Origin of the sequence: Nocardia brevicatena NBRC 12119, from assembly GCF_000308495.1 — a bacterium.
Lineage (GTDB): Bacteria > Actinomycetota > Actinomycetes > Mycobacteriales > Mycobacteriaceae > Nocardia > Nocardia brevicatena.
The window spans coordinates 15279-37030 of sequence record NZ_BAFU01000237.1 but is presented as its reverse complement, the minus strand read 5'-3'; the positions used below and the strand labels follow the sequence as shown (position 1 = coordinate 37030).

22 protein-coding genes are annotated in these 21752 nt (G+C 66.2%); 10 read left to right on the top strand and 12 right to left on the bottom strand.

Features of this window, described 5'->3' with window-relative positions; all coding sequences use genetic code 11:
- Positions 1-137: 137 nt before the first annotated feature.
- Both ON20_RS38250 and ON20_RS28470 read right to left on the bottom strand, forming a co-directional pair.
- A complete protein-coding gene (locus ON20_RS38250; RefSeq protein ID WP_218002678.1) occupies positions 138-494 on the bottom strand; it encodes a hypothetical protein in 357 nt (118 codons plus the stop codon).
- A gap of 16 nt (positions 495-510) precedes the next feature.
- Complete coding sequence (locus ON20_RS28470; RefSeq protein ID WP_245547545.1) at positions 511-1194, bottom strand: HdeD family acid-resistance protein; 684 nt, start codon at positions 1192-1194, stop codon at positions 511-513.
- On the opposite strand from ON20_RS28470, the gene ON20_RS40740 reads away from it, so the two are divergent.
- From ON20_RS40740 to ON20_RS28460, 3 genes are all read left to right on the top strand, one after another.
- Complete coding sequence (locus ON20_RS40740) at positions 1178-1450, top strand: helix-turn-helix domain-containing protein (RefSeq protein WP_218002677.1); 273 nt, start codon at positions 1178-1180, stop codon at positions 1448-1450. The genes ON20_RS28470 and ON20_RS40740 overlap by 17 nt on opposite strands.
- Positions 1423-1647, top strand: coding sequence for a helix-turn-helix domain-containing protein (locus tag ON20_RS38240; protein ID WP_218002676.1), 225 nt, complete (start codon positions 1423-1425; stop codon positions 1645-1647). Before ON20_RS40740 ends, ON20_RS38240 begins: the two co-directional genes overlap by 28 nt.
- A gap of 164 nt (positions 1648-1811) precedes the next feature.
- Entirely contained in the window at positions 1812-2264 is a 453-nt protein-coding gene (locus ON20_RS28460) for a transposase (RefSeq protein WP_218002675.1), read from the top strand.
- 124 nt (positions 2265-2388) lie between these two features.
- On the opposite strand, the gene ON20_RS35180 is transcribed toward ON20_RS28460, so the two are convergent.
- Positions 2389-2592: a DUF397 domain-containing protein gene (locus tag ON20_RS35180; protein WP_083865404.1), complete on the bottom strand. Its 204-nt coding sequence runs from the start codon at positions 2590-2592 to the stop codon at positions 2389-2391.
- Positions 2589-3533 carry a helix-turn-helix domain-containing protein gene (locus ON20_RS35175; protein WP_245547544.1) on the bottom strand — a complete coding sequence of 315 codons (945 nt, stop codon included), beginning with the start codon at positions 3531-3533 and terminating at the stop codon, positions 2589-2591. Before ON20_RS35175 ends, ON20_RS35180 begins: the two co-directional genes overlap by 4 nt.
- A 122-nt stretch (positions 3534-3655) precedes the next feature.
- Between ON20_RS35175 and ON20_RS39435 the strand changes: the two genes are divergently transcribed.
- Positions 3656-3970: a hypothetical protein gene (locus tag ON20_RS39435; RefSeq protein ID WP_040840694.1), complete on the top strand. Its 315-nt coding sequence runs from the start codon at positions 3656-3658 to the stop codon at positions 3968-3970.
- A gap of 47 nt (positions 3971-4017) precedes the next feature.
- On the opposite strand, the gene ON20_RS28445 is transcribed toward ON20_RS39435, so the two are convergent.
- Complete coding sequence (locus tag ON20_RS28445) at positions 4018-5469, bottom strand: carboxylesterase/lipase family protein (RefSeq protein ID WP_051163568.1); 1452 nt, start codon at positions 5467-5469, stop codon at positions 4018-4020.
- A gap of 70 nt (positions 5470-5539) precedes the next feature.
- Here ON20_RS28445 and ON20_RS33605 point away from each other — a divergent pair, with 70 nt between their 5' ends.
- The gene (locus ON20_RS33605; RefSeq protein WP_051163567.1) at positions 5540-6181 is read left to right on the top strand and encodes a TetR/AcrR family transcriptional regulator; all 642 of its coding nucleotides are present in this window, start codon (positions 5540-5542) and stop codon (positions 6179-6181) included.
- A gap of 187 nt (positions 6182-6368) precedes the next feature.
- Here the strand turns inward: ON20_RS33605 and dhaL are convergent, their stop codons facing one another.
- Both dhaL and ON20_RS39425 read right to left on the bottom strand, forming a co-directional pair.
- Entirely contained in the window at positions 6369-7046 is a 678-nt protein-coding gene (dhaL, locus tag ON20_RS39430) for a dihydroxyacetone kinase subunit DhaL (RefSeq protein WP_040840692.1), read from the bottom strand.
- A gap of 12 nt (positions 7047-7058) precedes the next feature.
- Complete coding sequence (locus ON20_RS39425) at positions 7059-8060, bottom strand: dihydroxyacetone kinase subunit DhaK (RefSeq protein ID WP_040840690.1); 1002 nt, start codon at positions 8058-8060, stop codon at positions 7059-7061.
- Between the two features lie 319 nt (positions 8061-8379).
- On the opposite strand from ON20_RS39425, the gene ON20_RS28425 reads away from it, so the two are divergent.
- Both ON20_RS28425 and ON20_RS28420 read left to right on the top strand, forming a co-directional pair.
- Positions 8380-9339 carry an NAD(P)H-dependent flavin oxidoreductase gene (locus tag ON20_RS28425; protein ID WP_040840688.1) on the top strand — a complete coding sequence of 320 codons (960 nt, stop codon included), beginning with the start codon at positions 8380-8382 and terminating at the stop codon, positions 9337-9339.
- A gap of 259 nt (positions 9340-9598) precedes the next feature.
- A complete protein-coding gene (locus ON20_RS28420) occupies positions 9599-10963 on the top strand; it encodes an LLM class flavin-dependent oxidoreductase (RefSeq protein WP_040840686.1) in 1365 nt (454 codons plus the stop codon).
- 51 nt (positions 10964-11014) lie between these two features.
- Here the strand turns inward: ON20_RS28420 and ON20_RS33600 are convergent, their stop codons facing one another.
- Both ON20_RS33600 and ON20_RS28410 read right to left on the bottom strand, forming a co-directional pair.
- Complete coding sequence (locus tag ON20_RS33600; RefSeq protein ID WP_051163566.1) at positions 11015-11758, bottom strand: cache domain-containing protein; 744 nt, start codon at positions 11756-11758, stop codon at positions 11015-11017.
- Entirely contained in the window at positions 11755-12507 is a 753-nt protein-coding gene (locus ON20_RS28410; RefSeq protein ID WP_218002674.1) for a FadR/GntR family transcriptional regulator, read from the bottom strand. The genes ON20_RS33600 and ON20_RS28410 overlap by 4 nt, the downstream gene beginning before the upstream one ends.
- 422 nt (positions 12508-12929) lie before the next feature.
- Here ON20_RS28410 and ON20_RS28405 point away from each other — a divergent pair, with 422 nt between their 5' ends.
- Positions 12930-13187, top strand: coding sequence for a hypothetical protein (locus ON20_RS28405; RefSeq protein ID WP_157229094.1), 258 nt, complete (start codon positions 12930-12932; stop codon positions 13185-13187).
- A gap of 778 nt (positions 13188-13965) precedes the next feature.
- Here ON20_RS28405 and ON20_RS28400 read toward each other — a convergent pair.
- The gene (locus ON20_RS28400; protein WP_040840715.1) at positions 13966-15912 is read right to left on the bottom strand and encodes an acyl-CoA dehydrogenase family protein; all 1947 of its coding nucleotides are present in this window, start codon (positions 15910-15912) and stop codon (positions 13966-13968) included.
- Positions 15913-16403: 491 nt separating this feature from the next.
- Between ON20_RS28400 and ON20_RS33595 the strand changes: the two genes are divergently transcribed.
- Together ON20_RS33595 and ON20_RS33590 are read left to right on the top strand one after the other, a co-directional pair.
- On the top strand, positions 16404-17309 hold the full coding sequence (locus ON20_RS33595; protein ID WP_218002673.1) for an alpha/beta fold hydrolase: 906 nt from the start codon (positions 16404-16406) through the stop codon (positions 17307-17309).
- Complete coding sequence (locus ON20_RS33590; protein WP_051163564.1) at positions 17306-17956, top strand: TetR/AcrR family transcriptional regulator; 651 nt, start codon at positions 17306-17308, stop codon at positions 17954-17956. Before ON20_RS33595 ends, ON20_RS33590 begins: the two co-directional genes overlap by 4 nt.
- Positions 17957-18218: 262 nt before the next feature.
- On the opposite strand, the gene ON20_RS28380 is transcribed toward ON20_RS33590, so the two are convergent.
- Both ON20_RS28380 and ON20_RS28375 read right to left on the bottom strand, forming a co-directional pair.
- Positions 18219-20384: an acyltransferase family protein gene (locus ON20_RS28380; RefSeq protein WP_245547543.1), complete on the bottom strand. Its 2166-nt coding sequence runs from the start codon at positions 20382-20384 to the stop codon at positions 18219-18221.
- Between the two features lie 493 nt (positions 20385-20877).
- The gene (locus tag ON20_RS28375; protein WP_040840678.1) at positions 20878-21699 is read right to left on the bottom strand and encodes a class I SAM-dependent methyltransferase; all 822 of its coding nucleotides are present in this window, start codon (positions 21697-21699) and stop codon (positions 20878-20880) included.
- Between the last annotated feature and the right edge of the window lie 53 nt (positions 21700-21752).

The window sequence follows — 21752 nt, the reverse complement described above, 5'->3', positions numbered from 1 at the left end:
CCCTTTGAGACCGCCTTTCGCCGCACCGGTCCGCTGCGCACCGCGAGCGTGGTCGATGGAAGCGGCAACAGGCGACCACGAGGACGCTCAACACCTCTCCTCGCCGTCCATAAAACAGTCATAGATGGACGGAACTATCAGAGAAATATCGTTGAACAGCGATGATATCGGTCGGAAGCGTCCAACAAAGCCATTCGATGGAGAACATCCGTGGTCACACGTGCGGACGGCTTCGCATCGTCGAGCGTCGACGCGATCGGTTCGCGGAACGCACAGGGGCTCGGGTCATCGGACAGGCCGAGTGCTTTCTGTACACGCTGCCCCTGATGGTTGACGTCGACAGGGTCCCGAAGGGTCCGGTCGAACGAGGGGAAGATCAGGTCGACGTCGTAGCCCGGCGGCGGTGGTGGTGTTTCTCGTTTTCTGCTCTGCGGGCGCTCCCAACCTTCCGTCCGAACGAGAATGCCTGCACGGCAGGGTTGATTGCCGGCCAACCACTTCGGTGTGAGCTCAAAAGGCGTTCGCTACGTTCTTCGCCCCGCTGCGCACCTGAAAAGCACCGACGACCTCCATGATGCCCATGAAGACCAACCACCAACCGGCCACCAGTGTCAGCACCGTGACGGAGTGGAACGGCCAGACGATCAGCATGCCGCCACCGATCAGCAGCACAATGCCGAAGAAGACATTCCAGCCGCGCCCGGGGGTGCCCGAGGGCGCGTCCGCACCGGCGACCAGCACCGCCACGCCGCGGAACATCCAGCCGATACCGATCCACAGGGCCATCAGCAGAATAGCGTCACCGAGGTGGCGCAGTGCGAAGAAGGCCAGGATGAACGACAGCACCGCGCTGACGATCAGCATGACCCGCCAACCGCTCGACACGTGACTGCCGAACGCCGCGACCAACTGGAAGATGCCCGAAACCAGCAGATAGATGCCGAACAGAATGGCCAGGACCACGATCGTCGGTCCAGGCCAGACCAGAACCAGAGTACCGACGACCACCGACACCAAGCCGATGACCAGCATCGCCTGCCATGCGCGGCGGGCCAGTTGATGCAACGGCCCCTCGTACTGTGTTTCGCTGGATGTCATGGAGGCAGAATATGACGCTACTGACCAATTGCTGATGATTAACGAGACTTTCGGTGTGGTGTCGCAGGGTTGACAGCGGATGTATGCCGAGGACATGAGATATCCGCAAAGTGGTGGGCTGACGGCCGAGCGGCGGACGTTCCGGGAACGCATCCGTGTGCAAGAAATCGAAATGTTTGCCGTAGGGCAAGGCAACGTGCGGATTGCCAAACGATTGCGGGTCGGTGTCCGGTCGGTGCGGCAGTGGCGCAGAGCATGGACGTACGGTGTAGAGCTCTCGTTGCGATCGAAAGGTCACCGGACCGGCCGGAACACGACGACGCCATGTTCGCGGCGCCGGCAGCCGAGTTGACCGAGGGTGCGGCGGCACATGGTTGGCCGGACCGGAACTGGACCCTGGTCCGAATTCGGACGCTGGTCGAGCGCCGGTTCGGTACGAACATCTCGCCGGCGGGCATCCGGCGGCTGCTGCACCGGCATGGCCGGTCCCACCAGATCCCGGGCCGGCAGGTGGTCGAGCAGGATCCCCGGACCATAGGGGGTGGGTGAAACAGACGTGGCCACGGGTAAAGCACGGCGGTGGCGCTCGGGGCCTGGCTGGTCTTCAAGGACGAGGCCGGGTTTGCGATGACGCCACCGACATGCCGCACCTGGTCGATGCGTGGGCGCACGCCCCACGTTCACGGTCCTGGCGGAGGTTCTCCATCGCTGCGGTGACCTGCTACAAGTACGGCGAGCACTCCCGGTTGATCTACCGGCCTGAACACCACCGTGACCCGAAGAGCAGCGGGTGTCGTAGTTTCGCCTGGGCCGACTACCGTGACCTGCTCGTCGACGCCCACCGACGGCTCGGCGGTCCGATCGTGTCGGTACGGGACAACCTGAACATGCACCGCGACGCCCGCCTGCGCACGTTCGTCGACACCCACGACCGGATCCGCTGCTACCGGCTGCCGCTGTATGCGCCCGACCTCAACCCGCTCGAGAGCGTCCGGTCGCTACTTCGGCGAAGCAGCCAGGACAACACCACATTCAACGACTCCACCCCCCTGCTGCACGCCCTGCGTCACGGCCTACGCCGAATGCAGGACTGTCACATCCTCATCGATGGATGCCTCACCACCACCGGACTCACACTCGCGACATCACACCGAAGGACTCGTTAGTGGTCGCCGAGCTGGACGAGTTCGCGGGTGTTCCTCGCGCGCCGGTAGGCAGGCCGGTGTGATCGATTGGTGGTTGCGGAGCCGCGAGTCCGTGTGGCCACTCGCGGCTGTCGTGCGGGGAGAGTCAGCGGGTGAAGTCGCCGCGGATTGCAGCTGCGGTAAAGGATGACCACTCGGCCGAGGTGAATGTCAGGGCGGGGCCGGAGGGATTCTTCGAATCTCGAACGCCGACACAGTTATCCGGGAGAAAGGCTACCTCGACGCACTCCTTGTCACCACCGCTGCGGCTGCTCTTGAACCACTCGGCACCGGCTAGATCGATGTTCACGCATACTCCTTCGCCATCTGCCGTAGCAGGGTCCGGCTCGCTACCTCGTCCAGAGCTTGGCGACAAATGCTCTGGTATGCCTGATGGTACCGCCGTACAACGTTTGGCTTGGTCAGATACAGATCACCGGCGAAGTTCTCGACGTACACCACAGGAGGGTCGATCGAACTGCCATTGGCTTCAGCGCCGAGCTCCAGGATGATGAACGGGCCGACCGCGACCCCCATGGGCAGACCCGCACCGAACGGCAGGATTCGAATGGTGACATTCGGCCGAGTGCCGATATCGGCAAGGTATTTGAGTTGCGAGGCCATCACCTTCGGTCCTCCGATCACGCCACGCAGGGCGGATTCCCGCAGAACCACATCGAGGTGTGCGGGGCGGACCTTACGCGTGATCCGGGTTTGCCGACGCATTCGCAGTCGCAAACGTCGCTCGAGTTCGGTCGCACTGTCGTACGGATAGACGGCGTGGATCAGCGCACCGGCATAAGACGGGATCTGCAACAACCCTGGTACCAGCTCGGACTGGTAGATCGTCAGGTGCTGCGCTGACGCCTCCAGTCCCACGTAGAAGTCGAAATTTGCCGGAATCAGGTCTCCGTACTCATGCCACCAGCTTTGCTCATTCCCTTGCGCCGCAAGCCCTTTCATGGCTGCAGTATGCTCGGCGTCGAACCCGTAGACTTTGCACAACGCATCGAGGTCCCTGTCACGCGCAGCCACCGTGCCCATCTCTATACGCTGCAGGGTGCTGCTGCGGCCGATCAGGTCCGCCGCCTGACGCAACGTGAGTCCACATTCCTCCCGTCCGTTGCGCAGGTACTTTCCCAACTGTCGACGCGCCAGCGTCGAGCCATCATCCGATATGTCCGCCTCCCTCCCAGGCTTTCCCTCGTGTGCACCAGCAGACCACGCTGTGATCAGGCCGGACAGCAACACCGCGCATTCCCACGCAACTGACGCGTAAGCCCAGGACACGTTGCAGGAATCTGCGAAGTAACAGCGCGGTCCCGCATCGACACAGTCCCTCGTCGCATCAGGCGAACCCCACGAACCGACCGGTGCCGTACAGGAGCCTGCCTCTGCCCTCGCAGTGTTCGAGCTCGCCGTCGAACCTGGACAGGCAACTGAGCCGGAACACGCGTGTCGCTGCCGTAATCGGCCTGCACGACGGCTGCCAGGCGCGCTACTTCCCGATCGCCGAGATCGTCGGCGACGCCCTGTCGGAACACCATATAGGCCGGGCGGCAAGCACGCCCACGCCGATCGCTGTCGTCGGGGCCGCTGCCCGGCCGACGGTAAGCGGTGCCGATCGTGCCTCGACCCCGCTGGTGCTCGGGCCGGTTGCGCTGACCGTGGCCCTGTGCCGGCCATGACCGGGCCGGGTGATCAACGGGTGTGGTCGGCGTGGCGCTTTTCGCTATTACTGCTGCTCGGCCGGGTGTTCATCGTGCCAGACCCGGCGTGAGGTGCGCAGGGAGTCGCGGCCCAGGGTCGGGGGAGTCTTCCATACGCGCCGGATTCGGTCGTCGGTGTCGAATCTCGGCCAGCCTGGGTCGCCGGTTCTCGCGAATGCGGTGAAGGCGCTGCGCATTTCGGCCGAGAGCGGTGCGAAGTCCGGCGGGACCGTCGGTCCGATGAGTTCGACGCCGAGCGGGCTGTGGGGCGTATCGAAAGTGAAGGGTACGTCGAGGCCGTGGCAGGCACCGAGTGAACCGTTACGGGCGGGGCTCGGCCACGCGAACTCGTAGAGATAGGTGTTCGCGCCGGCGTTCGCGTGGGCCTCGGCGCACCACAGCGCCGGCATCCGGAACAGGGCGTCGGAGAGGATCAGGGCGTGCAGTTCGTCGTCGCTGATGCCGGGGTGCCCGGTGCGGTAGTCCTGGACCGCGCTCGGGTTCAGGCCGTAACCGTGCGCGGTCCGGGCGGGGTCGGCGGTGGACAGGTCCACGTCGACGGTGAACATCCGCGCCTCGTCTGTGGTGAACCCGCAGATGAGATCCGGCAGCGGGTCCGATATGGGCCGCGTGCGCGTCCACGGCGGGGATTCGAGGAGCTCTCCGTCGATGATCAGGGAATACGGGGCGTTCGGGTGGGTCCAGCGTGCCGGGTCTCGGGACATGATCGCTACCGGCGCCATCTGCACCGCGTGGATGGTCTCGGGTGATACGGCGGCCAGGGCGTCGGCCGTCGGGCGGATGCCGAGCTGCTCGGTGATCATGGTCGACACGGTGCGGGCCTCGTCGGCGGCAACGAAGATCCGCCCGGGGCTCTGGGCGATTCCGCGTTCGAATAATCCGCGGGCGCCGTGGCCGGCGATCAGGGCCGTGATCGAGGAGGCGCCGGCCGACTGGCCGATGAGTGTCACCGTGTCCGGGTCTCCGCCGAACCCGGCGATGTTGTCGCGCACCCAGCGCAGTGCGGCGATCTGGTCGAGTACTCCGCGGTTGCAGGGGGCGTCGTCGACCCAGCCGAACCCTTCGTAGCCGACCCGGTAATTCACTGTGACCAGGACGATTCCCGCGCGGGCGTAGGCCGCGCCGTCGAAATCGGGGGTGGCGGCGGTACCGCCCAGGCACCCGCCGCCGTGCAGCCACACCATGACCGGCAGTCCGGAGGCCGTGGGATCGGGAGTCCATATGTTGACGGTGAGGCATTCCGGATCGTCGCCGGGATGCCAGATCATCGGCTGCGGGACGGAAGCGCCGAATGCCCGTCCGTCGCGCACGCCGTCCCAGCGCCGCGCGGGTGCCGGTGCCTGGAAGCGGAGGGCTCCCAGCAGGGGTGCGGCGTACGGGATGGCACGAAAGGCCGTGTATCCGTCTCCGGTTTCACCTCGCACGGCCCCGGACTCCGTGCGCACGACGATATCCATCTCGACCCCTTGGTAATTCGGCTTCCGGCCACTAATGTAAGTCGCTGTATTAAATAAAGGAAGGTGTGCTGTGCCGAAGGTCGTCGACCGCGAGCAGCGACGTGACGAGGTGGTGGCCGCGCTGTGGCGATTGGCCTACCGAGACGGCTGGGATGCGGTGAGTCTGCGCAAGGTCGCGTCGGAGGCCGGACTGTCGCTCGGTTCGGTCCAGCACTACTTCGCCGGGCTGGACGATCTGCTCGACCATGCGGTAGCGGGAGTGCTCGACATTCTCGACGAGCGACTGGTCGGTCAGCTCACCATGCTCACCGATCCGCGATGTGCGGAGTCGACTGTGCGCCGGGTACTCCAGAGTATGATCCCCGGCGCCGTCGACGAATCTCCTCCCGCGGTCACGTCGGTGCCGGACGCATTGTGGCAGGCAAAGGTGATGGCGTGGCTGACAGTGGTGGAGCGAGCCGCCCGACGTCCCGAGATGTCGGCGCGGCTCTCCGCCGGTTCCGATCGGCTGACCCGAGCGATCGCCGCGGCGATCCGGATATGCATTCCCGACCGCTCCCACAGCGAGGCCGAACATGATGCGCGCGGACTGCTCGCACTCGTCGAGGGGCTGCTGGTCCAACTGGTGCGTCGAGACCTCGTTCCCGCCGACGCTTCCACAGTGATCGAGCGATTCGTCTCAGGCGTCTTCACCCCCCACGCCGCTCGATGAATCAGGGCACGGCAGCCGGGCCTCGATGATGTGGGACCGCGGGCCGGTTCGCTTCTCGTCGGTGTCCACGTCGACTTCCAGCGGGACGATGTCGCTGCGTACGGACGTCGTAGCGTTCGTCGCGCGGTGCGCTGGGTTTCACCGGCGATCACGCCGCATCCGACCGTCCGTACCGTCCGGATCGAATTCAGGCGGTCGCACCGAGCCACCCGGTGTCGATATCGCCCGGCCGCTCCTCGTAGGCCGCGGCGGCGGCTTGCAGGATCAGGGCGGCGGCCGCCGCGCCCGGGTCCAGCACACCCCGCGCCACATCACCGACATAGCTCGCGCGGCCGCGCTTGGCGATCAATGACACGGTGCCGGACGCGCCCTGCACCGCCGCGGCGGCCGTCGCGGTGAGCGCCGCGGCGGGCTCGCCGTCGGCCGCGACGTATGCGGCGAGGGTTTCGGCCGCGGGAGCGAGCGCGTCGACCATTGTCTTGTGCCCGACTTCCGCTTTCCCGTACCGCTGCACCGTGGCCACACCGGCACTCAGGCCCTGGGAGAACTCCGCCAGGGTGGGTTCCGAACCGTGGGTGCAGCGGGCGAGTTCGCGGAAGAACATGCCGAACAGCGGACCGCTCGTTCCGCCGGTGCCGAGAAAACCGCGGGATAGCGCGGTCAGCCACGCCGCGTAGGAGCCGGGGGACTCGGTGTCGATATTCTCGCGCGCCCGGCGCAGGGCGGCGGCAATATTGGCGCCGAAATCGCCGTCACCGGCGCGTCGATCGAGGTCGGCGAGTACCTCGGTGCGGTCGAGGAAGGCCTCGAACATCGTGTGCACCCAACGTTGTCCGAATCCCACCGGCAGTGCTTCGTCGGTCATGAGCGGGCTCCTTCACCAGGTCAGGGCCGGGGTGCGCACGGGCGCGTCCCACAGCGGAAGCAGATCGGAATCGGCGGGCAGCAGGGTGAGCGAGACTCCGACCATATCGAGTGAGGTCACATAGCTGCCGACCAGAGACCGGGCGATGGTGATCCCTCGTCCGGCGAGCCGATGGTGCACAGCGCGCGCCGCGATGGACAGTTCGATGGGGTAGGCGCCGCCGAGGCCGTTCACGATCGCGATAACCGATGACCCACGAGCCACGCCGAGCTCGGCGACCAGCGGGTCGACCAACAGCGATATCAGCGTATCGGCGTCGGCGAACGGGACCCGGCCCGTGCCGCGCTCGCCGTGGATTCCCACACCCAGTTCGACTTCGTCGGGATCGAGCGTGAACGCTGGGGCGGTTTCGCCGGGGTGGGTGCCCGCGCTCAGCGCGAAGCCGATCGTACGTGCGTTACGCGCGACGCGGCGGCCGAGTTCGGCGACCGTGCTCAGGTCGGCTCCGGCCTCCGCGCTTGCGCCGCAGATCTTTTCGACCGCGAGCACGGCTGCGGTGCCGCGGCGGCCCGGCCCGTCGTCGTTATCGCTCTGGGTAGCCAGGTCGTCGTCGACGAGTACGGTTTCGGTCGCGACCGCGTTGTCATCGCCGGCGAGTTCACCGGCGATCCGGAAGTTGAGGATGTCGCCGGTGTAGTTCTTCACGATCTGCACGACACCCCGCCCGGAATCGGCGGCCACGGTGCCTTCGTGAACCTGCAGTGCCGTCGGACTGGCGAACACCGCGCCGGGCACCGCCACATCGAGCATGCCGTGCCCGACGAACCCGGCGTGTAACGGTTCGTGCCCGGATCCGCCGCCGGAGACGAGGCCGACCTTGTCGTGCGCCGGAGTGGCCCGGGTGACGATTCCGCGCTTCCGGTCGTAGGCGACGAGCGTCGGATGGGTGAGCGCGAGCCCTTCGAGCGCCTCCTCGGGAGCGGTCTCGGGCAGGTTGAGAATTTGTCGGCGCACGGTGTCGTTCTCCCTCGATCGACTGTTGACCGATACTAAGCGGCTCGTACGGTACGGCTTGTACGTACAGGTCGACCGACAGGGCGGATCGCTACCGCCGCGAGGGCCGCCCGGACGACGTCGCTGCGTATGGGGCAGTCCATACCGCGTGATCCGAAGCGGATCGCCCGCGAGAGTCGGGCGTTGGATACGCGGTTGGTGTCCAAGGGGGACGCCGACGGGGCCGAGTCGGCCGCGCGCGGTGTGCCGGGTACGGTCTCGGCGACAACCGGATCCGGCGACCCCGATGCCGGTACGCAGACAAGCGAGGTGGACCGAAGTGCTGTCGACTGCCTGGTCTCGGGATATGGGGTTGCGCGCCCCGATAGTCAATGCCCCGATGGGCGGCGTCGCGGGCGGGCGCCTCGCGGCGGCCGTCACCGCTGCCGGTGGGCTCGGGATGATCGGGATGGGCAGCGCGGGTTCGGTATCGCGACTGGCCGCCGAACTGGAATTGCTCGGTGAGATATCCGGGCCGTCCGGCATCGGGCTGGTCGACTGGGTGCTGGCCCGGGAGCACGGGCTGCTCGACGCCGCCCTCGCGGCGCGACCGACACTGATCTCGATCAGTTTTACCGAGGATTTCTCCTGGGTCGACAGGGTGCACCGGCACGGAATCGCAGCGGCGACCCAGGTCTACGACGTGGAGCAGGCACGTCGCGCCGAGGGCGCCGGAGTGGATGTGATCGTGGCGAGGGGAGCCGAGGGCGGTGGGCACGGGGCGCCGCTCTCGGGCACGCTGCCCTTGCTGGATGCCGTCCTGGACGCGGTCGAAGTGCCGGTGCCGGCGGCCGGCGGAATCTCCTCCGGCCGGACCCTGGCCGCCGTGCTCGCGGCAGGTGCCGCCGGAGCCTGGGTGGGAACACGGCTATCGATGTGCACAGAAGCACTCACGTCGGACCGCACGCGCGAGGCGCTGATGCGCGCGGACGCAACCGACACCTTGACCACGCGCGTCTTCGATATCGGCCAGGACCTGCCGTGGCCTGCCCGCTTCCCCTCTCGGGTACTGCGCAACGATTTCACCCGGCAGTGGGAGCATCGCGAGGACGAGTTGGCCGACGCTCCGGCGGCCCGGGACGCATTGGCCGCGGCGATGGCCGCCGACGATCCGGCCGTGGCCCCGATCGACGCGGGCCAAGGCGTGGGAGTGCTGACCGAGAGTGCTCCGGCCGGCCGGATCATCGACGAGTTGTGCTCGACAGCGCATCGTTTATTGCGCACCTGGGGCACGCGCTGAGATCTGCGGGAAAGCCGGTGTGTCGCCCCCTCGACAGAACACATGCGCCGGTCGATGGAATATCCGCACCATATCCCGGGCCGGGTCCGGTAGCCGTCGCCTCCACTCGCCGAATTTCGGTCTCTTTGATTCCAACCGGTGACGGGACGTCTCGTCTTTCTTGATCATGGTGCGGGTATCGGGCCGATCAGTGGACAACTATGTGCGCAATTCGGAACCGTTTCCCTTATGGCCAGTTCCGACAGAACGAGGATTTTCCATGTCACGCGAATTACACCTTGCCGGTTTCCTGATCGCCTCACACGTCACCCATTCGCATGCGGCGTGGCGGCACCCTGGTTCGGAAACCGACTATCTGGGCCCCGGCTATTACCGTCGGGTGGCGCAGACATTGGAACGCGGCAAGTTCGATTTCCTGTTCTTCGCCGATCTGCTGGCCACGCCGGTCCGGTACGGTAACGACATCCGGGTTCCGTTGCGCAGCGGAACCCAGGCCTCGGCCACCATCGATCCGTCCCTGGTCGCTGCCGGCCTGGCGAACGTGACCGACTCGATCGGCCTCGCGATCACCAAGTCCACCACATACTTCCACCCCTATGAGGTGGCGCGAATCTTCGGCACCCTGGACCACTTGTCGGCCGGACGAGCCGGGTGGAATGTCGTCACCTCGCTCAACCAGGCCGAAGCGCAGAACTTCGGCCTCGACAACCACCTCGGACACGACGAACGCTACGAGCGTGCGCACGAGTTCCTCGAGGTCGCCTTCAAGCTCTGGGACAGCTGGGATGCCGACGCCCTCGTCCGGGACAAGGCCTCGGGCGTATTCGCCGATCCGGACAGAGTGCATATCGTCGACCACAGCGGCACATGGTTCGCGACCCGGGGCCCGCTGACGGTACCGCGCTCGCCGCAGGGCCGCCCGGTCATCATCCAGGCCGGCTCCTCACCGATCGGCAAGGAGTTCGCGGCCCGCTGGGCCGAAGCCGTCTTCGAGATCGATCCCACCCCGGAGGGCCGCAGGGCCTACTACGATGACATCAAGTCACGCGCGTCCGACTTCGGCCGCAACCCCGACGACATCAAGGTCTTCCCGTCATTCGTCCCATTCATCGGTGAAACCGAGTCCATCGCGCGCGAGAAGCAGGCCTTCCACAACGAACTCGCCGACCCGGTCTCCGGGCTCATCACTCTGTCGGTCCACACCGACCACGACTTCTCCCGATACGACCTCGATGCCCCGATCGAAGATGTCGCGGTCCCGGGAACCCGGGGTTTGTTCGATGTGGCCCGCCGCCTCAGCGTCCGCGACAATCTCACCCTGCGCGATATCGGCAAGCTCTATGCCCAAGGTGTACTCCTGCCCCAGTTCGTCGGCACACCGGCGCAGATCGCCGACCAGATCGAGGCGGGGTTCCACGGTGGCGAAGCCGACGGCTACATCCTCTCCGCCGCCCAAGCGCCCGGCACCTTCAACGACTTCGTCGACCTTGTCGTCCCGGAACTACAGCGTCGTGGTCTGTTCCGCACCGACTACACCGGCACGACCCTGCGTGATCATCTCGGGCTGGGTCCCGCGAACCTGAGTCCCGCGACGCGCGCCGTGGGGGCACGAGCCGGCCGGTGACTTCGCCTGCGCTCGGTGAGCGATCAGCGAGCGCGGGGTACGTGGGTGGCCTCAGTAGGGTGTCGCGGTCCCCAGTTGCTGTAAGAACCAAGGCACGGCGTCGATCGGTACTTCGGCGGTAGGCCGGTTCATCCGACCCGTCTTGGATCCGGGTGGGAACCGGGGATCGGTTGCCAGGATGACACGGCCCTCGTCGTTGACCAGCACAATGGTCGAATGCGACGCCCGGAATCGCGGAAGCAATACCGCCTCGATCGCGCCGACCGGCACGTCGGCGCCGGCGATTCCCAGGAAGTCTCCCGGTGTGGTCCTGACCGGGACCGCGAAGGTGCAAACGTACTGATCGGTGCACGCGAAATCAATGTACGGCCCGTGCACCCACCGCCGTCCCTGGTCGCGTGGGATCACATACCAGTCCATTGCGGTGTAGTCATAGAAGTATTCACTCCGGGGGTTCATTTCCAGCACCAGGTGTCGCGGTCCGCGTGTCGGGTCGGGGAGCCACCATTCCAGGTACCGGGGATGGTCCGCGAGTATGCCGTCGGCCATCGCGACACCTGCCCCGTCGAACAGTCTTCCACGCCGCTCGAACTCGTCGGCAATGGTCTCGCGCAAGGGTGCCAGGTCGGTCGACCGGGGAGCGTGCCGTGGCTCCTCGGTGAGGTCGCCCCACAGGGTTGTCAGCGCGGTCCCGATGGTTGTCAGTGACAGGTAGACCTTGTCGGTCAGCTCTGTGACGGCGGAAGCGAGCGACTCGATGGTTTTCGGGGTGGAAGAGTTATCGGTGTCCCTCATCGGTCACTGAGCTCCAAGCGTAGGGCGATGAGTCGACGGATACGGGATTCACTATGCGATTCTGCCAGTTCTCGCGCCCGGGTATCGTCTTCCCGTTCGATGGCGTTCACCAGGTCGTAATGGGCGGTCGCCTCTGCTGCCGGATCGAGTTCCAGTCGTGGCAGCCAGAACAGTGCGGAGAGCTCGGCCTGCAGACCGACCTGGGCACGCGTCAGCCTGGTGGACTGCGCGCACACCGCCATCTCGATATAGAAGCGACTGTCGGCCCGGCGGGCCGAGACCGGTTCGGTGCTGACCTTCAACCGGTCGGCCAAGGTGCGGAGCCGGACTATATCGGACCGCAAGCCGCGGCGCGCGGCGAATACGGCGACCGCTCCGGTGATCGCGAACTGCTCGTCTCCCAGGTCGCGCAACTCCGGGAGGCTCATCTGGTGTAACCGTGCCAGTGAGGTGTGCTCTAGGACCTCCGCCGAAGCGCAGATGAAGCTGCCGCCACCACGTCCGCGCTTGGTGTGCACGATGCCTTGCTGTCGGAGTACGGCCAACGCTTCTCGCAGAGTCATCGTCGACACGCCCAACTGGCCGGCGAGATCGGTCTCACTCGGCAACTGTTGGCCGTCGACCATCACCCCGAGGCTGATCGCGGCGGACAACCGCTGGACCACGGCCTCGGTTTTGGGGCCACTGCCTTCGAGCGGTGACAGCACGGCGCCGAGCGCGGTCAAGCCGGCGCTTTCTTGCTGGGACAACACGACTCCTCGGGTGGCCGGTGGGTGCATCGATTCTAAGCCAAGAACACTTGAAATATGAACTATGAGGTCATAGGTGCACCGTCCTCGGCTGTCGAGCCTGCCGGTTGACTGCCCTTGCGGTGGGCGGGTTGACGGGAGCTCGATATGGACTCACAATAAAGCATTGAAATATGAACTCTGATTTTTTAAGTTAAACGTCGGATGGCCCTTCGGACACCTCCAGAGGGAGTCACGATCGGAGAAAGAAGGTCCCATGCTCGAGAACCTGCCTCGTCCTGGCGATCGCCTCGGGTGGTGCGTCCATCACCGGGGCGGGTTGCCGGCCGGAATAACGGTGCGCAACCGAGCGCACCCGGTCGACTGTGGTTACCGAATGGACGAGATGGTCGTACGACGAGGGTGCATCGACGATGGATGACATGTGCCGAACGGAAGCCGACGGGCTCTGCGCGACGTGGTGTCTGCTTCGGCATCATTTGATCGCCATAGTCGCCGTGGAGAACGCATCCGATGCCTCTTCGGTGGTCTGCTTCGGTCCCGGAAGCTACCCGGATCTCGTGCAAGCGCGAGAACTCCATCCGGAGCTGGCAAGACTGTGGGATGCGGTCCGACACGAATTCTGGGGGAAGCTTTTCCCGCCGCGGCGGCTGGACGCCGAAGAACGGGTGTGGGCATGACCACAACGTGGTCATGGCTGTGGACACATCGTCCGGCCGCCTCCGGCCCCCGGCCGGTAATCCCCCATGGCAGAGGTGCTCCCCAACGGACAGTGCCGACCGGAAGGGAATATCTCGAACAGAGTCGGATTCCGCATCATCCGACAGTTGATTCGCTCGTCTCGGGTGCGGGAGGCAATCCCGCGCCACTCGGCAACGGCGCCGAGTGCGGTCACAACGACGTGAACCCGGAGACGAGTGATGGTTGAGTTGAATTGCTCGCGGTGTGGCAAGGCATTGCAATCGGACATCGATCGGCATCGACTGCTGCACGCGGGGTGTATCGGATGGGAGGAACGCGTTTCTGTACGAATGACCGCCGCCGATTGGGGCGCGGTGGCCGGTTGGCTCGACCCGGGGCGGACACGCCTGATAGGCCAGATGGGGTCGGAATAGGTGGCCTGGCCCGTCCGGTTCCGAAGCGATCGGCGAGGAATGCCGTGCGGCCGGTCGGACCGGTCGGATACGGCATGAGCAGGTAGCAGCCGAGTAGGGTGCCGAACCGGTCGACGGTCGGCAGTCGCGCGGGCAGGTGGAAGCGGCGGAATTCCGCCAGGAGGTCACAGCGCCGCCTCGAAATCGGCCCGGCCGCGATCACGGTGGTGCCTCGCGTCCAGACCCGTACCACCCGTTCCGGCGGGTGGCACGTGGTCTCCCGGTGGGATGTGGGCGAAAGCAGGACGGCATTGTCGTGGCCGGGTTCGATATCCCCGACCCTTGGGGCCGTTGTCGCGATCGATTACCGAAGTGCCTGCACCCGCAACCACGGCCGCAGCAGATTCTCCTCGGTGGACGGACCCGTCTGCCATTCGGCGATCCACGGACCGGTGCCCTCGCTCGGGTCGATTATGCCCTCCTCCAGTCGCCGGTAATGGCCGTCGAGCACCTTGCGGGCCAAGCGCACGTCCTCGTCGTCGGTGTTGTCCCACAGTGAGTCGAACAACTGCCGCACGCGGATACGCGCCTGTCGGCAGAACACATCGGCCAGTTCCTCGGCGGCCGTCCCTTCCGCGGTGCCGTCGACGCGCTCGGCCTGCGCCCGTACACAGGCCGCCGACATCGCGAACAGCTCCGCGGCGATATCGACGATGCGACCCAGGAACACCTGTCGGTACTCGAGTTTCGCCTGCCAGCGCGCCATACCGTACATCAGCGCGCGGGCCTGCTTGCGCGCCATCCGTTCGACGAACCGCATATGCCGTGCCAGTGGCCCGAAATCGCCGAACGCGGTCGGTGCCGTGCCCGGGCCGACGGTCAGCTGCGGGAACCATTTGGCGTAGAAGCCGCCGGCGCCCACCGCCGCCTTCGCTTTCTCCTTGAACTCCGCGTTCCGGTCGACCAGTGCCCCGGCGGCGGCCATATGCGCATCGGCCATCTCACGGGCGATGAGCAGCCGCATGATCTCACTGGACCCCTCGAAGATCCGGTTGATCCGCAGATCGCGGACCAACTGTTCGGCGCCGACCGCGCGTTCCCCCCGTGCTCGCAGCGACTCCGCCGTCTCGTATCCGCGGCCGCCACGGATCTGCACGAGTTCGTCGGCGATCCGGCAGGCCATCTCCGAGGACCACAACTTGGCGAGCGCCGCCTCGATGCGGATGTCGTTGCGTTTCTCGTCGCACATGGTCGCCGAGAGGTCGAGTACCGCCTCCAAGGCATAGGTCGTCGCGGCGATATAGGACACTTTGGCGCCCACCGCGGCATGTTCGCCGATCGGCCGCCCCCACTGCACGCGGACGGCACACCATTCGCGTGCGATCTTCAGCGACCACTTGGCCGCTCCGGTGCACATCGCCGGAATCGCGAGCCGGCCCGCGTTGAGCGTGGTGAGGGCGATCTTCAGCCCGTCGCCTTCTCGGCCGACCAGGTTCTCTTTGGGCACCCGGACCTTGTCCATGCGGGTAACGCCGTTCTCGATACCGCGCAAGCCCATGAAGGAATTGCGCCGTTCCACGGTGATGCCCGGGCTGTCGGCTTCGACCACGAAGGCGGAGATACCGCCGCGGTGGCCCTCGCTCTTCGGCACCCGTGCCATCACCACCAGCAGTTCCGCGACCACGCCGTTGGTGGTCCACAGCTTGACGCCGTTGAGTTCGTAGGCTTCGCCGTCGGCTGTGGGGGTCGCGGTGCTGGCGATACGGGCCGGATCGGAGCCGACATCGGGTTCGGTGAGCAGGAAGGCGCTCACCGCGCCGCTCGCGCAGCGTGGCAGGAACCTGCTCTTCTGCTCCGGCGTGCCCGCCAACTTCAGCGGTTCGGGTACGCCGATCGACTGGTGCGCGGACAACAGCACGCCCAAACTGGGGTGCGCCGAGGCGACCAGCATCAGCGCTTTGTTGTAGCCGACCTGGGAAAGGCCCTGGCCGCCGTATTCCTCGGGGATCTTCAGACCGAAGCAGCCGAGTTGGGCGAGGCCGCGCACATACTCCTCCGGAATACGGCCCTGCGCCTCGATCACGCTACCGTCGACGGTCTCGCAGTAGGCCCGCAGTCGGGACAGATACGCGTCGGTCTTGGCGGTGTCGTCCGCGCTGGGGCGCGGAAACGGGTGGATCAGGTCCACCCGGTAGTGGCCGAGGAACAACTCCTTGGCAAAGGAGGGTTTGGTCCAGGTGGTCTCGCGAGATTCCTCGACCAGCCGGCGGGACTGCTCCTCGGTGACGTCGACTTTTCCGGCAGTGGTCATGGTGTCCTCCTCGGACGTGACGACGATCACAGTCGAGTGTAGGAGCCTTTGTTACTCGCCGGTATATCCAAATGGTGAAAGATCTGCGCCGATACCGGTCGCAGGAATCGACAGACCGCTGGGATCTGCCTCGTAGTAGGCGGGGAAGTCGGGGACATTGCTCGATGCGGCGCTCCGATGCCGGTCAACACCGCCTGGAACCGGGGAGTGTCACCGGCCTGGCGGGGTGTGATCGGCATCGACGAGGACCGTAACCGGTGCTCGCGCGCCGGGTGCAGTTCGATGGTCCACCCGGCGCGTGGTCGGTGGGCTCGGCGCGGTGGCCCGGGTGCTTCGGCTCGGCGGTCACCGTCGTGGCCACTGCCGTCATCCTGGCCGGCGGCTTCTCGGGAACGTCATGGAAGACCGCTATCGCGGAGCCGTGGGTGAAATCGTCTGGATCTACGTTGTAGATGTAGTCTACGTTGTAGGCGAGTGCTATGGAGGTGCCAGTGGCAGCAGAGCGGACGGTGCTGATGGTCGAGTCGACCGGTGTCCGGTTGTATACGGAGGTGGCCGGGTCGGGCCCGGTATTGGTGCTGGTGCCCGGGGGCGGTGGCGACGCGGCGATGTACGAGCAGGTGGTGGGGTTGCTGGCCGATCGCTACACGGTGATCACGTTCGATCGGCGGAGCAACTCCCGCAGCGCATTCACCGAACCGGATACCGATATCGGTATCGGGACACAGGCTGCCGATGTCGTGGCGATCCTGGATACCTACGGCATCGACCGAGCATTGGTGTTCGGCAACAATGGCGGGGCGATCATCACCCTGGAGTTGATCGCGCAGCATGGTGCGCGGGTGCGGGCGGCAATCGCGCACGAACCACCGCTGGTGCAGCTGTTGACAGCGGATAGTCCTGCGCGGCAGGAAATTACGCGTATACATCAGCCGGCCGTCGACAAGGGACCGATGCGTGCGTTCGCCGCATTCGGGGTGATGACCGCGCCTCACCTGCCCGCGCTGCTACGGTCACAGGCCGGACAGGCGATGCTGGCCGCGGGCAGCACCGCGGCGCTGGCGGTCGCGCCGACCGTGCGCCGGATCACTGGGCGGCCACCGTCACCGATGACACGGATGCTCGGCAATACCGACCTGCTGCTGCGGCGGGAACTGCCCGGCTTCTGCTTCGACTACCGGCCCGACCTCACCACACTGCGAACGTCCCCGGTGCGATGGCGGCCCGCCGTCGGCAGCGACAGCACCGGACGCCCGTACTTCGTTGCCACCGAAGCACTTACCGCGCATCTCGGCACCACATGTGTCGAATTTCCCGGCGGGCACACTGCCTATCGGACCCGGCCCGCCGAATTCGCACAGCGACTGCTGGAAACGTTCACGGAGTTGACCTCATGACCGCCAAAAAGACACCGCAGCGCACAGTGCGGACCACCCTGAACCGCGATTACATTGCGGCAGTGGCCTTGTCGGTGATCGACGAGGCCGGCCTCGACGGATTCTCGATGCGCAAGCTGGCCGCCGCGCTCGGTGCCGATCCGATGGCCGCCTACCGGCACGTCGCCGATCAGCAGGACCTGTTCGACGCGGTCACGGTCCTGCTGTCGGCCGAGATGGACCTCGACAGCCTTGCCTGGCAGTCCGATTGGCGGGAGCTGATGTGCGGCTACGCCGATCGGCTGCACGTCACCCTGCAGCGCCACCCGCACGCGGTGCCGGTATTCGCCACTCGCCCGGTCCGCGACCCCGCCGCGATCGAGATCGGTGACCGAATGATCAACCGGCTGCGCGAGGCCGGATTCACCCCGGCGGTTGCCCTGCAGCTCACCCGCTGCTTACGCGAGTACACGATCGGGCACGTGATGGGCTGGGCGACAGCGGTGACCGGGCGCAGCGGTAAACCGGCACCCGGTTCCCCTGACTACACCCCGCTCGCCGCAGCCGCGGACGCAGCCGCCGGCACCGACCACTTCGATATCGGCCTCACCGCCATGCTCGACGGGTTCAGCCGCCACCTCACCCCAGGAAACCCACCCGGCATCTAACCGGCCGGCCCTGCGCGCCAGGAGATCCCAGCCGGACACGCGGTCTCGAACCGATCATCAGAACCGGACGTCGCGGACAGTCAGAACCCCACCGCCGTGGACTACTGCGGTGGGCAAGAGATCCCACGCCGGCCAGTAGCCAGGGCGGAATCTCGAAATCGTGGCCAACCGGCCATGCTGTGGCCGGATTCTGGGATTGCTTTCGGATCGGTCATCGGCCAAGGCTATCGACAGGGCGTGGCGTTTCGCGGCCACGCCCGGATCAGCTACGGGCCAGTGCGCGGTCGGTGAGTGTGCCGATGATCGGCGCGAGTGTTTCGGCGTAACCGACGGTGAGATGATTGTCGTCGCGGAAGACCAGGTTGTCCCCGATGACGAAGGGGCAGCCGGCGGGGGCGCAGAACAGCGAAGTCAGGTCGGCGTACTGTCCGCCACCGGCAGTGGTCGCCGCCTGCTCGGCCGCGATACCCGCGTCGTTCAGCGCATCCGGTCGTGCCGGGGTGCAGGCCGCGGGATCGTCGAGATGGTCGGACAGGCATATCGGGACATTGGTGTGCGGGTCGGGGATCGAGCCCAGCACGAGCACGGCCGCACCGGTCGTTCGCAACTGGGCGACCAGGCGGCGCAGGCTGTCGATCCAGGCCGGGTCATAGGAGACGAAGCCGAAGTCGGCACCATATCGCCGGGACATGCTCACCACGATCAACCGCGGGCGCTCGGCCTGCAGCCGGGCCGTGATCTGGCCGCGCCACTGCTCGCATTCGGTGTACTCCCGGCCCAGATAAGGGCTGGTAATGGGCAGGTCCATCAGTGGACAGGTGACCTTGGCCATGGTCTCCAGCCGCCAGTGGCGCGCTGCGGCGATCCGCTCGAACGCCGGAGACCACATCGCGGCATGGGAATCTCCGACCAGGGCCACCGTGGTAGCCGAGTCCGGAACGCCGGAGGCGCACTCGGCCTGTCCCACCTCGCGCCAGGACCGTACACAGCCGTTCACGAACACGTCCGCCTTGCTCCCGGCCGCGTCGGCGAGCGAGGGGGTGAGATTCGAAGGGACAGCGCGGATGGCGGTAGATGCGGCAATGGCGGCCTGAGCTTGTGCGACCTGCTGCCGGACTGCCTCCTCGGCGGGATCGGTAGCGGGTGCGACCGGCGCGGCGGGTGCGGCGAGGGCGAGGGTCGGGGCCGGGGCCCCACGGCCGGCCGGGACCGGCACGAGCACGAGCAGTGCGAGCGCCACGCCACCGGCGATCGCGGTGATCGCACCGCCACAGGCGAGGCTGCGCGCGGTCGAGTCGCGCAAGCGGACGGCGAAACGGATCGGATTCTCGACCAGCCGCAGCGTGAGCATGGCGAGCCCGCCCGCCACCATGATCGCGCCCAGCGAGCCACCCGCCCCCAGCGGGTGGCCGACCACCCGGGGCGCGAGCAGTAGAACCGGCCAGTGCCACAGATACCATGAGTAGGACCCGCGGCCGATTGCCTGCATCGGACCGAGTGCCAGCCCGCGGCCGACACCGAACGGTGGAGCGGTGCAGCCGGATATGATCACCAATACGGTCCCTGCCACGGGCAGCAGTGCGGCGGTTCCCGGATATTGTGTGTGCTCGTCGAACCGAGCGCAAGCGGCGATGATCAGCAGCAACCCGGCCCAGCCGGCAAGAGCGGCCGGAATTTTCGGCAGCCGGGACCACGCCGCCGCCGACAACGCGACCATGCCCCCGGCGGCCAACTCCCAGGCCCGGGTGGGTAGCGAGAAGAACGCCCACGACGGCAGCGTTCCGGTCCAGCTCAGCGAGGTTACGAAGGACAATACGGCGACAACCGCGAGAACGACCAGATACGGCAGCGGTGCCGCCGACCAGGTTCGGCGACGTCGTACGGACCAGGCCGTCGCGGCGATCAACACAGGCCACAGCAGATAGAACTGCTCCTCCACGCCGAGCGACCAGAAGTGTTGAAACGGTGACGGGAGCGCATCGCCGGCAAGGTAGTCGGTACCGTGCAGCGCGAATCGATAGTTCCCGACGTATAGTGCGCCGGCGATCCCGTCGCCGAGTACCCGGCGGGCCTGCAGGGGCGGCAGCAGCACGGCGGCGGCGATCGCGGTGGCGACGAGGACGACACCCGCCGCGGGTAGAAGCCGGCGGGCGCGCGCGCCGTAGAACCGGGCCGGCCCGATAGTGCCGGTGGCAGCCGTTTGTCGATAAAGGATTCCGGTGACGAGAAAGCCGGAAATGACGAAAAATACGTCTACGCCGACGAATCCGCCGCACACACCGGGCATGCCCGCGTGAAAAAGGACGACGGCCACCACTGCAACCGCTCTCAGCCCTTCGATATCGGGTCGGAAGAACTTTCGCGGCACCGCGTTGTCGTCCCTGTTCCCTCGCCGATCACCCAACTCGTTGTCGGCCGCCACGGTCATGGGCAGCATTGTCATTGATCTTGTCGGTTGTGTCACGACAACGCACCGCCTGCGGATATTCCTGTATAGATTTTCCGGCGGCGCTCGAGTCCATACCCGAAAAAATCGATGAATCGAGCCATCCGAGACCAGGCCGGGTGGGTGGCATCCACGCCGTCGACCTGCCCATCGACGACCGTATTACCGCCGGCCGGAAATAATCGAACAATCCGAGTTGCCTGTCGGCCGGACATTCCCTCCATTCAGCGGTGAGCGGCTCGCGCCGCGACCATTGCTTCGACAACCCCGACACTCGATCGCGGCGGCGGATGTCCGGCATCCCGGATACGGATACTCCGGCAACCGAATATCGCACCGGATCGGGGGTAAACCGGGTGGAACGGTGCGGCCTGCCCAGCGGTTACACCGCCGGTATCGCTTTTGCGGTCCGGGCAACCGCCCATGCGGCCCCGGGGCGAAGCCGCTCCGGATGCCGAGGAGACCGCTACGTAACTCAGAACGCGAAGCGGTTCAGCACGTCGTACTGCCTGATCGGCGTCGCGTATATCAGCCGGTACAGTAGCCGCGGCAGCGAAGAGGGGATCCGCTCGTAGCCCGCCAGTGCGGAGGTCTGTTCGAGCACGCGCAGCCGCGGATTCCAGCGCTCCAACTCGCGGGCGTCGTGGACGCCCCATGTGACGATACCCTTGCTGAACACCTTCGACAGGCGCGGACCTATCGGCGACAGCGTGTCGAAGAGGAGTTCTCCGCCGGCGAAGCGATCTGTCAGACGATGGAGCAGCGTGCGTACCTCGGGCTCGTGGAGATACATGAGCAGGCCTTCGGCGACGATCAATGTGGGTCGGTCGGTTGGAATTTCGGCCGGCCAGTCCGCGTCCGTCACCGACGAGCCGATCATTCGGTAGACGTCACGCTCGTTGTACAGCTTGCGCCGCAACCCGATGACGTTCGGTCGGTCCACGTCGAACCATCGCACGTCGGGCGGCGGATGCAGCCTGAATGCCCGGGTGTCCATTCCGCACCCGAGATGCAGCACGACGGCGTTCGGGTGGCGGCCGAGAAAGTCCGAGCTCCATGTGTCCAGCTGCGTGGCCCGTAGCGCAACCAGCCACTGGTTCGCTCCCGGCCGCATATAGCGGTGCATCCGCGCCCAGTCGTAGTCGATCCGGTTCACCGCCTCGGCTGCCGCGTCATCGCCGAGGACCGGCTGCGGTGAACGGCTTTCGCAGGCACGCAGATACAGTGTGCCCAGGTTCGTCCACTCCACCGACCCCCACCGCACATCGCTGAAATCGATCTTGCTTGCCTGCGTCATGATCGTCTCCTGGACGTGCGGTGGTCGATATACCGCTGTAGGAACTCGTCGCG

Bases quoted from the DNA above. Each gene is read 5' to 3' on its own strand.
- ON20_RS40740 (WP_218002677.1), top strand. From the start codon at position 1,178: ATGTATGCCGAGGACATGAGATATCCGCAAAGTGGTGGGCTGACGGCC.
- ON20_RS28470 (WP_245547545.1), bottom strand. From the start codon at position 1,194: ATGTCCTCGGCATACATCCGCTGTCAACCCTGCGACACCACACCGAAA.
- ON20_RS38240 (WP_218002676.1), top strand. From the start codon at position 1,423: ATGTTCGCGGCGCCGGCAGCCGAGTTGACCGAGGGTGCGGCGGCACAT.
- ON20_RS28445 (WP_051163568.1), bottom strand. From the start codon at position 5,469: ATGGATATCGTCGTGCGCACGGAGTCCGGGGCCGTGCGAGGTGAAACC.
- dhaL (WP_040840692.1), bottom strand. From the start codon at position 7,046: ATGACCGACGAAGCACTGCCGGTGGGATTCGGACAACGTTGGGTGCAC.
- ON20_RS28420 (WP_040840686.1), top strand. From the start codon at position 9,599: ATGTCACGCGAATTACACCTTGCCGGTTTCCTGATCGCCTCACACGTC.
- ON20_RS33600 (WP_051163566.1), bottom strand. From the start codon at position 11,758: ATGAGGGACACCGATAACTCTTCCACCCCGAAAACCATCGAGTCGCTC.
- ON20_RS28405 (WP_157229094.1), top strand. From the start codon at position 12,930: ATGTGCCGAACGGAAGCCGACGGGCTCTGCGCGACGTGGTGTCTGCTT.
- ON20_RS28400 (WP_040840715.1), bottom strand. From the start codon at position 15,912: ATGACCACTGCCGGAAAAGTCGACGTCACCGAGGAGCAGTCCCGCCGG.
- ON20_RS33590 (WP_051163564.1), top strand. From the start codon at position 17,306: ATGACCGCCAAAAAGACACCGCAGCGCACAGTGCGGACCACCCTGAAC.
- ON20_RS28380 (WP_245547543.1), bottom strand. From the start codon at position 20,384: ATGACCGTGGCGGCCGACAACGAGTTGGGTGATCGGCGAGGGAACAGG.
- ON20_RS28375 (WP_040840678.1), bottom strand. From the start codon at position 21,699: ATGACGCAGGCAAGCAAGATCGATTTCAGCGATGTGCGGTGGGGGTCG.